Origin of the sequence: Segatella baroniae B14 (assembly GCF_022024235.1) — a bacterium.
In the GTDB taxonomy this organism is placed as follows: domain Bacteria; phylum Bacteroidota; class Bacteroidia; order Bacteroidales; family Bacteroidaceae; genus Prevotella; species Prevotella bryantii.
The window spans coordinates 385,181-399,768 of sequence record NZ_CP091799.1 but is presented as its reverse complement, the minus strand read 5'-3'; the positions used below and the strand labels follow the sequence as shown (position 1 = coordinate 399,768).

The 14,588-nt window shown below is 35.9% G+C and carries 9 protein-coding genes and 2 tRNA genes; 5 read left to right on the top strand and 6 right to left on the bottom strand.

Annotation, left to right across the window (positions count from 1 at the left end; translation table 11 throughout):
• Window positions 1-96 precede the first annotated feature (96 nt).
• Together L6469_RS01685 and L6469_RS01680 are read left to right on the top strand one after the other, a co-directional pair.
• Window positions 97-594: a T9SS type A sorting domain-containing protein gene (locus L6469_RS01685; RefSeq protein ID WP_006282960.1), complete on the top strand. Its 498-nt coding sequence runs from the start codon at window positions 97-99 to the stop codon at window positions 592-594.
• Window positions 591-2,846 carry a right-handed parallel beta-helix repeat-containing protein gene (locus tag L6469_RS01680; RefSeq protein ID WP_006282961.1) on the top strand — a complete coding sequence of 752 codons (2,256 nt, stop codon included), beginning with the start codon at window positions 591-593 and terminating at the stop codon, window positions 2,844-2,846. Before L6469_RS01685 ends, L6469_RS01680 begins: the two co-directional genes overlap by 4 nt.
• 322 nt (window positions 2,847-3,168) lie before the next feature.
• Here L6469_RS01680 and L6469_RS01675 read toward each other — a convergent pair.
• From L6469_RS01675 to L6469_RS01660, 4 genes are all read right to left on the bottom strand, one after another.
• A tRNA-Lys gene (locus tag L6469_RS01675) sits at window positions 3,169-3,241 on the bottom strand.
• Between the two features lie 26 nt (window positions 3,242-3,267).
• Window positions 3,268-3,340 (bottom strand) — tRNA-Lys (locus L6469_RS01670).
• A gap of 262 nt (window positions 3,341-3,602) precedes the next feature.
• On the bottom strand, window positions 3,603-3,923 hold the full coding sequence (locus tag L6469_RS01665; protein WP_143067200.1) for a hypothetical protein: 321 nt from the start codon (window positions 3,921-3,923) through the stop codon (window positions 3,603-3,605).
• Window positions 3,924-4,014: 91 nt separating this feature from the next.
• A complete protein-coding gene (locus L6469_RS01660; protein WP_006282962.1) occupies window positions 4,015-5,376 on the bottom strand; it encodes an NAD(P)-dependent oxidoreductase in 1,362 nt (453 codons plus the stop codon).
• 225 nt (window positions 5,377-5,601) lie between these two features.
• Here L6469_RS01660 and L6469_RS01655 point away from each other — a divergent pair, with 225 nt between their 5' ends.
• Window positions 5,602-9,738: a hybrid sensor histidine kinase/response regulator transcription factor gene (locus L6469_RS01655; RefSeq protein ID WP_006282963.1), complete on the top strand. Its 4,137-nt coding sequence runs from the start codon at window positions 5,602-5,604 to the stop codon at window positions 9,736-9,738.
• A gap of 379 nt (window positions 9,739-10,117) precedes the next feature.
• Here the strand turns inward: L6469_RS01655 and L6469_RS01650 are convergent, their stop codons facing one another.
• Window positions 10,118-10,981, bottom strand: a complete 864-nt coding sequence (locus L6469_RS01650; RefSeq protein WP_006282964.1) for an N-acetylmuramoyl-L-alanine amidase-like domain-containing protein — start codon at window positions 10,979-10,981, stop codon at window positions 10,118-10,120.
• 47 nt (window positions 10,982-11,028) lie between these two features.
• Window positions 11,029-12,012 (bottom strand): Gfo/Idh/MocA family protein, encoded by a 984-nt coding sequence (locus tag L6469_RS01645; protein ID WP_006282965.1) that lies wholly within the window; start codon window positions 12,010-12,012, stop codon window positions 11,029-11,031.
• Window positions 12,013-12,079: 67 nt separating this feature from the next.
• On the opposite strand from L6469_RS01645, the gene yihA reads away from it, so the two are divergent.
• Window positions 12,080-12,682, top strand: a complete 603-nt coding sequence (gene yihA / locus L6469_RS01640; protein ID WP_006282966.1) for a ribosome biogenesis GTP-binding protein YihA/YsxC — start codon at window positions 12,080-12,082, stop codon at window positions 12,680-12,682.
• A 2-nt stretch (window positions 12,683-12,684) separates the two neighbouring features.
• Window positions 12,685-14,466 carry an ABC-F family ATP-binding cassette domain-containing protein gene (locus L6469_RS01635; protein ID WP_006282967.1) on the top strand — a complete coding sequence of 594 codons (1,782 nt, stop codon included), beginning with the start codon at window positions 12,685-12,687 and terminating at the stop codon, window positions 14,464-14,466.
• The last annotated feature ends 122 nt before the right edge of the window (window positions 14,467-14,588 follow it).

The window sequence follows — 14,588 nt, the reverse complement described above, 5'->3', positions numbered from 1 at the left end:
CTGCAAAGTTACATATTTTTTTATGTCTTAACCAACCTTTTTCTTTTAATAATTTGGATAAACCAATGCCTTTATATATTTTTGCAAATAAACTTAATGAAAAACAAACTATTAAACATGAAAAAAAACCTAAAATTGTATAGATTGCCATTGTTTGTTGCGTTAGTTTTTAGCATTGGAACATCCAACGCATGGGCAGCCAATGACACAAATCCGACAGTAACCATCAACGGAATTCAAGTAGAAGAAACATTAAGTAAAATAACATTTGATGGAGACCATGTTATTTTACATTTTAACGCTAACGACAGCCAGCAAAGCGAAGATATGGAAGATGTCACAATAACCTGGAACCAAACTGCTGGTATAAGCTCTATAAAGACTTATCAAAACCTCTCAAATATCACCGGAAACACTCTTAACTTGCAAGGTATAGCACCTGGTGAACGCATCGAACTTTTTGATACATCCGGAAAAAAATGCTTTCAAACCAGAGTTTCTTCAGAAAGTATAACTCTCCCTTTAGAGCATCTAACAAAAGGTATCTATATCATTAAAGTTGGTCACACATTTATAAAATTCCAAAAAAAATGAAATACTCTTATATACTATTCTCGACACTTCTTGTATCACAATCGGCTTTAAGCCAAAATGAAGTAAATATTACTCTTCAAAATGGTAAAATCGACAATTTTCAAACGGCTAACCTCAATAGTATTGAATTCAACCAAGATCAAATAACAGTTAATCCAATAAACGGCAATACAATAACCTATGACGGAAATGTAAGCCAAATTAAATTCAAGAAGATTGCTGAAGGAAATATCACAATCAGTGAAGCAAAGGGATGGCTTGAATCTGCTTATGCAGAATGGGCCATTATGAAAGGAGCAGAAAGCTACAATGTATATATAAAAGGTGGAAACATCAACGAATATAAACAAATTGACAATGAACTTGTACGTCAATATACCGATTATGTTCGAGCTGATGTGGTTGGACTTCAAGCAGGAGATTATCAACTACGCATCGTACCTGTTATCAATGGTAAAGAAGTAGAAAACAAAGCTAGCGAAACAGACGTATTGACAGTAAAGGGATATACTCGTTCTGGATTTGCACACCTAAATTATTCAGGAGTAGGTGCCTACAAAGATGATGGTACGCTTAAAGAAAATGCCGTCGTTGTATATGTAAATGCTAACAATGCAAAAACTGTTACTGCTAATTTAAGTTCTGGTACTTTTACTGGACTGCAGTCTATCCTATCTGCCCTTGAAAAGGGTAATGTTACTAATCCGGTAGCTATTCGTATCATTGGTTGTATTAAGGATGGACAACTAGATTCATACGGAAGTAGCGAAGAAGGTGTTCAGATAAAAGGTAAAAAAGCTAACAGCGAGTTAAACCTAACTATCGAAGGTATAGGCGAAGATGCAACCATCAAAGGATTTGGTTTTTTAGTAAGAAATTCAAAAAGCGTAGAATTCCGAAACTTAGGAATTATGCGACAAATGGATGATGGTATTTCGCTTGATACAAATAACTCCAACATTTGGGTACACCATATTGATGTCTTCTATGGTAAAAGTGGTAGCGGAGACCATGCCAAGGGCGATGGATCCATTGATGTAAAGTCTGATTCAAAATATGTCACTATCGACAATTGTCACTTTTGGGATTCAGGAAAATCAAGTATGTGTGGTATGAAGAGTGAAACTGGGCCAAACTATATCACTTATCATCATAACTGGTTTGATCATAGCGATTCTCGACATGCTCGTATCAGAACCATGTCTGTACACATGTGGAATAATTATTTCGATGGTAACTCGAAATACGGTGTAGGTGTAACTACAGGAAGTGACGCTTTTGTGGAAGCAAACTATTTCCGCAATTGTAAATTCCCTATGCTGACATCTCTACAAGGCAATGATGTATATGATGGTTCTAGTTCCTATAAACTGGATAATGCTACTTTCTCTAATGAAACTGGCGGAAGTATCAAGAGTTATGGCAACAAGATTGTATGCACAAACAATACCGTGAGCTATTGGCCTTACGGAGCTTCAACATTACTCACTAAAGGAAAAGAGGTTACTGCAGAAAGTCTAAACATCGACACAAAAACTAACTTTGACGCTTATGAGGCAAGCAGTAGAGATGAGAAAGTTCCTGATATCGTTAAGGCACTAAGTGGCGAAGATACCTATAACAACTTTGATACAGATACATCACTTATGTACTCTTATACCCCTAACGCGGCTGAAGATGTACCATCTATCGTTACTGGATATTATGGAGCAGGACGCCTGAATCATGGTGATTTGCAATATACTTTTTCTGACTCCGAAGATACCAGCTCTGACGTAAACACAAGTTTGGCAAACCTGATTGACAATTATACGGGTCTTAGTGCTAACTCTGATCAACAACCATCAGCAAATACACAAGATGGTGATTCCACTTCAAATGATCAAACCGATCAAGATACAAATCAAGCAATAACAAAAAGTCTTATCTGTAGTTTTGATAAAACAGGTGTTCCTTCAAATCCATTATTTACGGTTATTGGCAATGGTTCAAATAGCAAAGGAACAGCTACCTATAACGGTACAACCTACTCTACTTGCTTAAAAATGGAAGGTAGTACGAGTATAAAGTTCACAACGACTAAAGAAATGGAACTGACGCTTGTTTTTGGAGACAACGAAACTGCATCATTCAAACTTAATGGAACCAGCTATACTGGCAACACAAGCATTTATAAAATAACAATAAGTCCAGATAGTTATGAAATCAAGAAAAAAGACTCTCGAAATCTTTTCTTGATTACATTAGAATAAGAGAGTTTTCCAAACACAATAAAATGTCTAAGTGCCAATTCCTTTTTCAAGAATTGGCACTTGCTGTTTTAGTCGATTAAGACTTTCTTTCTTACACAGAATAATAGAGAGGTTTCTCGGGGCTTTATGCTTCCGGTCAAAACGACCGACACCTTAGGTTATCTCATGTGGTAACGGTTTTGCAGAAGCCTGGTAACGGTTTAGTAGCATATATATGAATTTTCGTACGCTCATATAGTTTTTTGCGAAACAACAAAAACTGCCGGAAAGCCCATATATACGAAAAAAGGCTGATGTATATAACCATCAGCCTTCTTCTATGTACACCCTTAGGGATTCGAACCCTAGACCCACTGATTAAGAGTCAGTTGCTCTACCAACTGAGCTAAGGGTGCATAAATTTCAGAAATTCCATACAATGTACACCCTTAGGGATTCGAACCCTAGACCCACTGATTAAGAGTCAGTTGCTCTACCAACTGAGCTAAGGGTGCATTGTTTCAACACTAGCAAGTAGTGTATTTCTGAATTGCGAGTGCAAAGGTACTATTTTTCTTCCATACTGCCAAACTTTTCAAAGACTTTTTTTGAATTATTTTTAGAGCGTTTTTCTATATCATACATAAATATCACTAAATCAACCACTTATAGCATTTATCAAAAATTAGAAAAAAACGAGCTAAATATACATTTATCACTTACACCATCCATATATAATACATAAAACTATTTTTGCAAAGCAGTACTGAAATTAAATCATTTCATGATGTTTAGACTATTTACTTGTTGTTTTACCCGTTCTTCGTTAATCAGAAAAACTTTACCAAGAACACCCACAGAAGTACTTACTTCAGAACCACCAATAGTCATGCGCCCTACAGTACAAAAATAATAATCATCCACATACAACGAATGATCAACTGTAAAATCTATCATAGCATTATTCAACTGCTTTGAAGCACCAGTCCTCTTCATCAACCGTGATGACATTAATTGACGTAATTCTTCCTTTACTCGGTCACGATGAGCATATCCATCAGGAGCTGATATAATAAAAACAGCTAAAACTAAACCCACGCAAATTGCTACAAAATAAAATTTCCTATCTTTCATAAAGCAAAGATAGGAAATTTTATAATAAATAACAAATATCTTAACGATACTTATATTAATCTTCAGATTCCTCAGCAGCATCAGCTTCCACTATCTTGGCAGCTTGCAACAATTTAATAGCATCAACATACTGCATCATACTCGCAGCGACCTCTTTAGCAGCCTTCATAGCCAAGACTACAGTTTGCGGACGATGTACAACATCACCACCAGCAAAAAGTCCTCTACGAGTGGTCATACCAAATGGGTAATCTACCACCTTCACATAACCTTTTTCGTCAACTTCAATACCCTCTGTAGTACTAACAATACGATTAGCAGGACGGCTACCTATAGCAAGATAAATACGATCAAAATTTTCTTCGCACTCACCTTCTGGAGTAACCAACTTACATTTTCCAAGACGACCATTAGGACCTGCAATAAATTCCGAGACAGAAGTTTCCCATTTAAACTTCACCCCTTCATTTACAGCTTCTTCATATTCACTTTGAATAGCAGGCATTTCCTCTTGTGTTCGTCTATACAACACCGTTACATCAGCCCCCAATCGAATGGCTGTACGTGCAGCATCCATAGCCACATTACCACCACCAATGACACCTACTTTCTCACCTGTTCGCAAAGGCACCATTTCACGACCAATAACGCCCTCATTATATGCATTTACATTGTGAAGAAAATCAGTACTCTGAGTTACACCCCGTAAAGTAGCACCAGGGGTATTATTCATATTTTGAGGTATTGCTGTACCTGTTCCCATAAAAATAGCATCAAAGCCCTGTTGGAAAAGGCTATCAACAGTAATACCATTTTCACCAACCAAAGTGTTACAAATAATATTTACACCCAAAGCTTCAATTTTAGCAATTTCAGCACGTACTACTTTCTTAGGCAAACGATATTCAGGTATACCAAACATCAATACTCCACCAGGCTCTTCTTGACCTTCAAAAATAGTCACAGAAAAGCCTTGACGTGCCATGTCACCAGCAACGGTAAGACCAGCAGGACCAGAACCGATAACAGCAATTTTTCCTCTATTTTTTTGAGGAAGTTTATCACGAGTAAGGTTCATCTTTGTATCAAAGTCTGCAATAAACTGTTCGAGCTTTCCTATTTGAATAGGATTGCCCTTTTTGTTCATTACGCAATGACCTTGACACTGCTTCTCATGAGGACAAACTCGTCCGCAAATAGCAGGCAAATTACTCTTATTATTAATAATGCTCATGGCTGAACCTATATTTCCCATGGATAACTCATGAACAAAATCAGGAATATCATTACCTATAGGACACCCCTTTTTACACTGAGGTACCTTACAATGCAAACAACGTTTTGCCTCATCTATTGCTTCTCTGGTTGTAAACCCTTCATGTACTACTTGAAAGGCCTTATACTCTTCATTACTCATGCCTAAATATTTACCCTTTACCTTTTATCAAAGTAATCTAAACTTTGCAAAAATACATTATTCTTAATAGATATTGTATTATTTTCTTCTCAATTTAGCAACCTTTAACAAATTTACCCTTCAAAACATGGTCTAATTAGTACCAAATTAGAAAAAATGTTATTTTTATTTCCTTATTTCACATTTTTTTATTATATTTGGAAAATCAAACATTTAAATAGAACAATGATGAACACATTAACTCCTATCAAATATTTCGTAATGTTTCTGCTATTAACATGTTCAGCGCAAAAAATAATAGCAGCTAATTGCGATTATATTAATGTGAAACATATCGGACTTGAAGAAGGCCTTTCTAATGAATTTGTCAATGACATCACATTCGACAAACAAGGATTCACATGGGTTGCAACTGATTATGGACTAAATCACATCGTTGGAAGTCATATCTATATGTATAGATATAAGACTTCTCCTATCGTAAGCAGCATTATCAATAAGCTTTTTTACGATCATTACAACAATTTATTATATTGTGTATCCAGCAAACGAGGGATAAGCATTATTAATTGTATTACTCAAAAATTTGATACTTTAACCACAAACAATGGACTCCGAACAAATGGAGCAACGAGCATAGCTGGTGCCGGAAAAGGACGAATTTGGATAGCCTGCGACAATGGAGATATTTGCATGTATGATGCAGCCACTAAAAAAACTTCACTCATGAAAATTAATTCCTTCAAAAAAGGACTTGCCAAACCAACATCTATTCTCGATGATGGTAATGGGCATCTTCTTGTCGGAACCTGGCGCTCAGGTCTCTATTCTGTAGATCAAAGAACAAAAAATACACGCCACTATTTAGCTAACCAGTCTGTTAGAGACGTTTTCATAGATCACTTACACAATGTTTGGGTTGCCACATCAAATGGCTTATTCCTTGTTAATTTGAATGATGGTAGTTACATACAATACACTTTCACTGGAAATGATTTTGGCTTGATGAGTAATAATGTACATCAAGTTAGAGAAACTAAAGAACACAAATTGGTCATTACGACTGACTATGGTGGTAATATTATCGACCTGAATGTATATACCAGCCCACAGCTACAACAGATTAAATTTGAAAATATTAGTAATATTGTCGGTAAATTATCTTCACCAAACTTACGAGTTGTACGAATAGACCAATATGGAAACATTTGGGCCGGACATAAAGGTGGAGGTATAGATTTTATATCTAAGCTAGCCTCTCCATTCCACATTCTCAACAGAAACTCTGAGGATAAAAATAATAATAAGCTGTACAATCCGGTATATGGCTTAAAAGGGTTCCCAGATGGCAGTATTTTTGTAGGAAGACAAAACGAATTTTCACTTTATAAGAATTTAAAAGAGGTAAAAACTTGGAATATTTTACCTTACATCAATGGAAATCTTACTCAAGTTATATGCTTTCAAAAGGATAATAATGGTAGAATTTGGATTGGACTTCGTGAAGAAGGTGCTCTTGTCATGGATGCGAAAACGGGAACTTTTTTACCTCGTATTCCTGAATTAAGCCATTGCGACGTTAAAGACTTCTTCACAGAAAAAGACGGTTCTATGCTTATAGCGACTAGTAATGGAATATACTCCGTTAAAGGCAATACCTGCAGACCGCTAAAAGCTATCAACAGCCAGCTTAACACAACTTCCACAAGTGCAATCATACGAGACCATCAAGGCAAGCTCTGGGTAGGAACCACTTCTGGAGGTTTTACCGTTTTTGATCAAAATAACAGAATAATCATATCTAGAAACACAGGAAATAATTTCGCTACCGGTGTAAACCAGTTCTTACTAAACAAAAAAGGGGGGATCTGGATTGCTTCAACCTATGGTCTATTAGAAATAAAAGATACTAAATATCCTCATCGTATCATCCGATATGGATTACCTGACGAAAACGGTGATAATAATTTCAGGAGTATCCAAGAAGATGCCAATGGCAATTTATGGGGCTGTACATACGATGACATTATTTGTCATAATAAACAAACTAGTACAATCACCTTTTATGGGTCACATAATGGATTACCTAAGGGAGACTTTATGGAAAAAGCTGTTGCTTTCACTCCCGATGGCACTCTATTCTTTGGCTTTACTAAAGGGGCTTGCTATTTTAAAATAAAAGAAACAAAGCGTAAAATGAATATATCGCCTATCGTTATCGATGGTATTATAGGATTTACCCCAAAAGAAGAAGGCAAATATATTTTAGGTCACGACCAAAATACTTTCTCTGTTCGTTTTAGCGTTAACAACTATGCACAAATTGAATTTGTAGAATATGAATATAGAATGCTTGGTCTAAGCAAAGACTGGATCGCTATTAATAATGCTGATGATGTTTCTTTTCTAGAACTCAAACCTGGCACGTACACTTTCCAGGTAAGAGCAAAACTCAAAAGTGACACTTGGGATAAAGCCAAGGTTAGCGAAATTGAAATCACGATTAATTCACCATGGTATTGGTGCTGGTGGTCTATATTATTATATGCTTTACTAGCAGGTACCGTTATCGGCTATGCCGTATGGAGCTATTATCATCACTTATATTTAAAAGCTGGCTTAAGTCTAGAAAAACAGAAAAATGAAAGTAGAGAGCAAGAAATAAAAGACAGAATGCGTTTCTTCACCTCTATTACTAATGAATTGAGAACTCCGCTAAGTCTCGTTATGAGCAGATTGGAAGACTTGAAAAATGATAAAGAACTTTCCAACAATTTAAAAGAAAAAATCGAATCAATTCATAATAGCAGCATGCGCTTGCTCAACTTGATCAACCAGTTACTCGAATTCCGAAAAACTGAAAATAAAATTCGAGAATTAATTGTGAAATATGGCAGTATAAACAAGCTTATTGCTGATCTTGGCGAAAAATACAAAAAAGCCAATAAGAATTCTAAAGTAGAATTCATTATTGACATAGATAGCAATTGTCCTGATATATGGTATGACAAAAATGCGATCACGACTATCGTAGAGAACTTACTTTCTAACGCTGTCAAATATACATCTAAGGGACATATCACTCTTTCTCTTAAAGTAGATAATGATAAATTAAAATTAAACATATCAGATACAGGTTTCGGCATTGATAAAGAATCTCTTCCACATATTTTCGAAAGATTCTACATGGTAAATGGCAAGCACCAATCAAAAGGTACAGGTGTGGGTCTTTCCTTGGTAAAGAATTTGGCTGATTTGCACCAAGTTACTATTGATGTAACAAGTGAGATCGGTAAGGGTACATCTTTCACTCTTTCGTTCAATATTAATGCAACTTATCCAAATGCCCTTCATGAGGAGCCTGAGGTAAAGACGTTTACACCGATCAAGGATGATACGACGAATGCTGAATTCGCAAATAATTCCGTAACAATTCAGGACTCACCACAAGATTATCCTAATAATAAGAATGAGAAATCACTATTGGTAGTTGAAGACAATGCCGATATTCGTCAATATGTTGCAGACATCTTCAGCGATAACTTTACCATTTACCAAGGTGTAAATGGTAAGGAAGGCTTGGAATTAGCTGTTACTAAAACTCCTAGCCTCATCATTAGCGATATCATGATGCCTGTCATGGATGGCATAGAAATGACTCGTCTCATAAAGAGCGATATTCGTACTAGCCACATTCCTGTAGTCTTATTAACGGCAAAAGACACGATAGAGGATCAAGCTAAAGGTTACGAAATTGGAGCTGATTCATATCTAACCAAACCGTTTAGTGGGAAACTACTAAAAGCCCGTGTTCTCAATATTTTCAAGGCTCACGAGCGTATGGTAGAATTGCTAACTTCTGACACAAGAAGCAGACGCTTTAATCAAGTAGATAATACAAAAGCCATAGAAGTATCTGCAGAAAATAATTCTAATTCCGAAGAATACCATAACAGCACTTATAATGACAGTACTACAAATGACAATATCGGGAAAAATGAAGACCAGATAATAGAATTAAGACTATCTCCTATAGACCAAGAGTTTATGGATAAATTTAATCAGATGATCAATGACAATATTGACAACTTAGATTTAGACATGAATTTCATGACAGACAAGATGTACATGAGTGAATCTACCTTGTATAGAAAAGTTAAGGGCTTGACCGATCTAACACCAAAAGAGTATGTCAGAAAAAAAAGAATACAGTATAGTATGGAATTGCTAGCTACAAGGAAATATAGTGCTAAAGATGCTGCTCATATGGCAGGATTTAACAATATAGGAAGTTTCCGAGATGCTTTCAAGAAAGAATATGGAAAAAATCCTTCTGATTTCTTGAAAGAAATAAATGGATAATAAGAAAGAGTTGCGCTTTGCGCAACTCTTTTCTTTTTTATTATACCTGCGACTAATGTTTTTTGATTTTAATTGACATGAACCGTCTTGTAATTTGTCGTTTTGTAAAACTGATAAATGCATGGTAAAACTATAGTGTTTATAGGTTAAAAACATGATGTTTATACTGCGAAAGTATAGTGTTTACCAGCCTAAGTGTAAGCTTTTCCCTCTTTGGCTATGGAATTGCTGGATGTGAGGATAAAGCGTCATAATAGTATACAAAAAAATACCCTGTTCTACCTATAGAAGTCAACAACAGATTTATAATTATCGTCGTAACCGAATTCTATGTATCGAATATCATTCTATACTCTATTTTAAAGTACTATTATTTGAGTCATTTATATAAAGGTCTAACCACGCGAACACCAATTTGTGATGGATGTTTTTGCATATATTTAAACAAAGTCATCGGTTCTTCTATCACTTTTTTATGAACACTTGAAGCATTCAGCATATGTAATCCATCTTTATGCCAACTGGCAATACCAATATGCGATGTATCAAGTCCCTTTTTATTCGTAATCATAACTAATATATCTCCATCATGAATCGTCCTTCTTAACAAAGAGGTATTAGAGATTTTCTCCTTTGGTATATATCGATAAACCTTGCCATTTATATCATTCTCCATCGTTTGAATACCATGAACCCAAGCAGGATGTGCTTTTAGCATTTTATACAAGCTAATATGAGTAGTCATATAATTTACATGAATCGTCTGTTTTGACGAAAATGGAGGAACAGGTCCTTGAACATCTTTTACCAAGCCTTGTATAACATTGTCATTTATCCAAGTAGTAAAATAATGCTGGCGCTTAACATAACTAATTTGACCATCAATATACCGGATATTCTTCATATATGACAGAAAATCATTCCAACTATATTTATGGTGAGAGGCACACTGACTTAAAGCAAGTACTTGCTCCACAAATGTAGTACAATCCAACTGTCTAAGATTAATTATAAGATTTTCCTGCTCACCATCATCAAGGACTCCACCTACATAGGGAACACCTTGCAGTTTTCTACCAAAATAGAGCATCCAGCTCACATTCTTCTCTTTATTCTTCTGAGCCTCTTTAAGAAGTCGAACGACTTGAATACTATCTGCTTGAGAATAAATAGTATGCTGAGCTTTCACAGGAGTACTCAAAAATCCAAGACATAATCCGACCCAAATCAATAACCGCTTCATCTTACAATAAATGCCACATTAATCATCAAAAATCACTCACCACTCTTTTAATTTTTCCATAGGATACGATCAAGAACCCAATTAGCTGGGGTTGCAGAAACACTAGTACAACTACAATGACCTATTCCCTGCAAATCTTCAATAACACTACGAATTATTGGCAACTGAACATATGGTGGATTATCAACCGATATATTCTGTGTTCCATCACTTGTAATCAAACGAATAGGATCATAATGAAAAACAGAAAAAGAAAGGGTTCCTTTATCACCAATAACTTCGATACAATCCTCTTTCGCACTTTCATGACCAACAAAACACCAACTTCCACTTCCAGGGATTCCACTTTCAAAGAAGAAGCAAGCTGAGATTGTATCTTCAGGAGCATATAGATGTGCGCGATTACTTGGATAACCATGAGCACGAGTTATAACACCAAATAAATCTTGTAACATATCGATCTGGTGTGGTGCTAAATCATAAAAATAGCCTCCTCCAGAAATATCAGGTTGTAGACGCCATGGTAACTCCTTCTCTGAAGAGTAGTCTAATTCTCTTGGCGGTACCGAAAAGCGTAGTTGAACGTTAAGAACATTACCAATACAACCATCATTTAGAAGTTGCTTTACCTTTTGAAAATAAGGAAGATACCTTCTATAATAAGCCACAAAACAAGGAACTCCTGTCTGTTCACTTACTCGATTAATACGAATACAATCTTCATAACTTGAAGCTAATGGTTTCTCAATATATACAGGTTTACCTGCATTCATAGACATAATAGCATACGTCGCATGAGACGATGGCGGTGTTGCTACATAAATAGCATTCACATCAGGATCGTCTATAAGTTCCTGTGCATCAGTATACCACTTTCGAATATGGTGTTTTTCTGCATAAGCACGAACCTTATTTTCATTACGTCCCATAACTGCCACAACTTGCGAACCTTCCACTTCATTAAAAGCTGGTCCTGATTTTTTTTCAGTTACTTCACCACAACCAATAAATCCCCATTTGATTTCTTTCATATTAAGCAATGTTTAGTGCAAAGATACTGTTTTTTTTTGTAACTTTGTAGCCTAAATTAGTAAAAACATGATTATCAAAAAATCAGAATTCACAATATCGGCTCCTACTGTCAGTAAGTGTCCGAAGGATAACAAGCCAGAGTATGCTTTTATAGGCAGATCTAATGTTGGAAAATCAAGTCTTATCAATATGCTCTGCAACCATAAAGGTTTGGCCAAGACATCAGCTACTCCTGGTAAGACTCTACTCATTAACCATTTTATTATCAATAATGAGTGGTATCTTGTAGACCTTCCGGGATATGGATTTGCCAAGCGCTCGAAATCGGTTCAGCAAAAGCTGGAGCAAATGATATCTTCCTATATATTACAACGACAGCAACTGTATAACGTATTTGTACTCATAGATGTACGTCACGAGCAACAGAAGATTGACCGAGAATTTGTAGACTGGTTAGGAAAAAGTCAAATACCATTTGCCATAGTTTTCACCAAAGCCGATAAACTAGGTCCTGTAAAAGCCAAAAAGAATGCGGAAGCATGGATGAAGCAATTACAAGACACTTGGGAAGATCTTCCACCATATTTTATTACCAGTAGTGAAAAGAAACTTGGTAAAGAAGAAATTCTAGATTATATCGAACAATGGAATAAGACTCTTGCAAAGTAAATATGGCACAGAATATACCTTATCTTGACGTCCAAAATTTATCAAAGAGATTTGGAGCCGAAATTCTCTTTGAAAATATATCATTTTCCATCTCAGAGGGGCAAAAAGTTGGTTTAATAGCCCAAAATGGAACAGGAAAGTCTACTCTTATCTCAGTCTTAACAGGCAAAGAAGGTTACGAAAGTGGAGATATAATATACCGCAGAGACCTGAGAATCGGTTGTCTGGAACAAGCCCCTGACTTTGATGAAAACGAAAGCGTCCTAGATGCATGCTTCAATCATCATGGCGATCCTGAAAAAGTTATTAAGGCTAAGCAAATTCTCACACAATTAAAGATTAAGAATTTAGACCAGCCTATGGGGCAACTAAGTGGTGGACAACAAAAACGAGTTGCCTTAGCTAATGTACTGATAACCGAACCAGATTTTCTAATCTTAGACGAACCTACTAACCATCTAGATTTAGATATGATAGAATGGTTGGAAGGATACCTTAACCGAGGAAATAAAACCCTCTTGATGGTTACTCACGACCGTTTCTTTTTGGATCGTGTTTGCGACATTATTCTAGAACTCGACAACAAACAGATTTATACATATAGAGGTAATTATAGTTATTATCTTGAAAAGCGACAGGCACGAATGGATAATCTCAGAGCTGAGATTCAACATTCCAAGAATTTATATCGCAGAGAACTTGAATGGATGAGACGGCAGCCTCAGGCCCGTGGTCATAAAGCACGATATCGCGAAGAAGCATTTTATGATTTAGAAGCAAAAGCCAAACAGCGAATTGAAGATCGACAAGTACGATTAAAAGCCAGCAACGTATATATAGGAAGTAAAATTTTTGAGTGTCAGTATGTTTCAAAAGCATGGGATAATACCGTCATTCTGAAAGACTTCTATTATAATTTTTCCCGATTCGAAAAAATGGGTATTGTCGGCAATAATGGTACAGGAAAGTCTACATTTATAAAAATGCTTCTTGGACTGGTACAGCCAGATAGCGGAAAATTTGATATTGGCGAAACTGTTCGTTTCGGATACTTTTCTCAGGAAGGATTAAAATTTGATGAAAATGATAAGGTTATCGATGTTATTACCAAGATAGCTGACTATATAGACCTTGGAGGTGGTCGACATATGACAGCTTCACAATTTCTACAATTTTTCCTTTTCACACCTGAAGAGCAATACAACTATGTATACAAACTAAGTGGAGGACAGAAAAGAAAACTTTACCTCTGCACGGTATTGATGAAAAATCCTAATTTCCTTGTACTTGACGAGCCTACCAACGATCTCGACATTCAGACTCTACAAGTTTTAGAGGAATATTTACAAGATTTCCCTGGTTGCGTAATTGTAGTAAGCCACGATCGATACTTTATGGATAAAGTAGTAGATCATCTCCTCGTTTTCAAAGGTGAAGGCGAAATCAAAGATTTTCCAGGCAACTATACTCAATATCGAGAATGGAGTGCCCTTAAATCAAAAGAAGAAAGCGAACAGGGAAAAAATACTGAGAAAAAGGAGAAAAAAGACTATCATCAACAGATAAAACGTAAACTTACCTACAAAGAAAAACAAGAGTTTGAGCAACTCAGTAAAGATATAGAATCGCTTGAAAAAGAACAGAAACAAATCGAGGAAGAACTCTGCTCTGGTAATTTAAGCATCGAGGAACTTACTGAAAAGAGTAAACGATTACCTCAAATCAAAGATATCTTAGATGAAAAAGGTATGAGGTGGCTTGAATTATCGGAATACAATGTATAATATACATTAATTTGTTAGGCAAAAAATTTGGATAAACCAATTTTTTTGCCTAACTTTGCGTCGTTAATTCAAAACAAGTATGCTTCCGTTCTGGAAGCATATAATTTCAAATTCAGAAATTC

Excerpts from the sequence above, each read along its gene's own strand:
- L6469_RS01685 (WP_006282960.1), top strand. The coding sequence starts at position 97 with ATGAAAAACAAACTATTAAACATGAAAAAAAACCTAAAATTGTATAGA.
- L6469_RS01680 (WP_006282961.1), top strand. The coding sequence starts at position 591 with ATGAAATACTCTTATATACTATTCTCGACACTTCTTGTATCACAATCG.
- L6469_RS01660 (WP_006282962.1), bottom strand. The coding sequence starts at position 5,376 with ATGAGTAATGAAGAGTATAAGGCCTTTCAAGTAGTACATGAAGGGTTT.
- L6469_RS01655 (WP_006282963.1), top strand. The coding sequence starts at position 5,602 with ATGATGAACACATTAACTCCTATCAAATATTTCGTAATGTTTCTGCTA.
- L6469_RS01650 (WP_006282964.1), bottom strand. The coding sequence starts at position 10,981 with ATGAAGCGGTTATTGATTTGGGTCGGATTATGTCTTGGATTTTTGAGT.
- L6469_RS01645 (WP_006282965.1), bottom strand. The coding sequence starts at position 12,012 with ATGAAAGAAATCAAATGGGGATTTATTGGTTGTGGTGAAGTAACTGAA.
- yihA (WP_006282966.1), top strand. The coding sequence starts at position 12,080 with ATGATTATCAAAAAATCAGAATTCACAATATCGGCTCCTACTGTCAGT.
- L6469_RS01635 (WP_006282967.1), top strand. The coding sequence starts at position 12,685 with ATGGCACAGAATATACCTTATCTTGACGTCCAAAATTTATCAAAGAGA.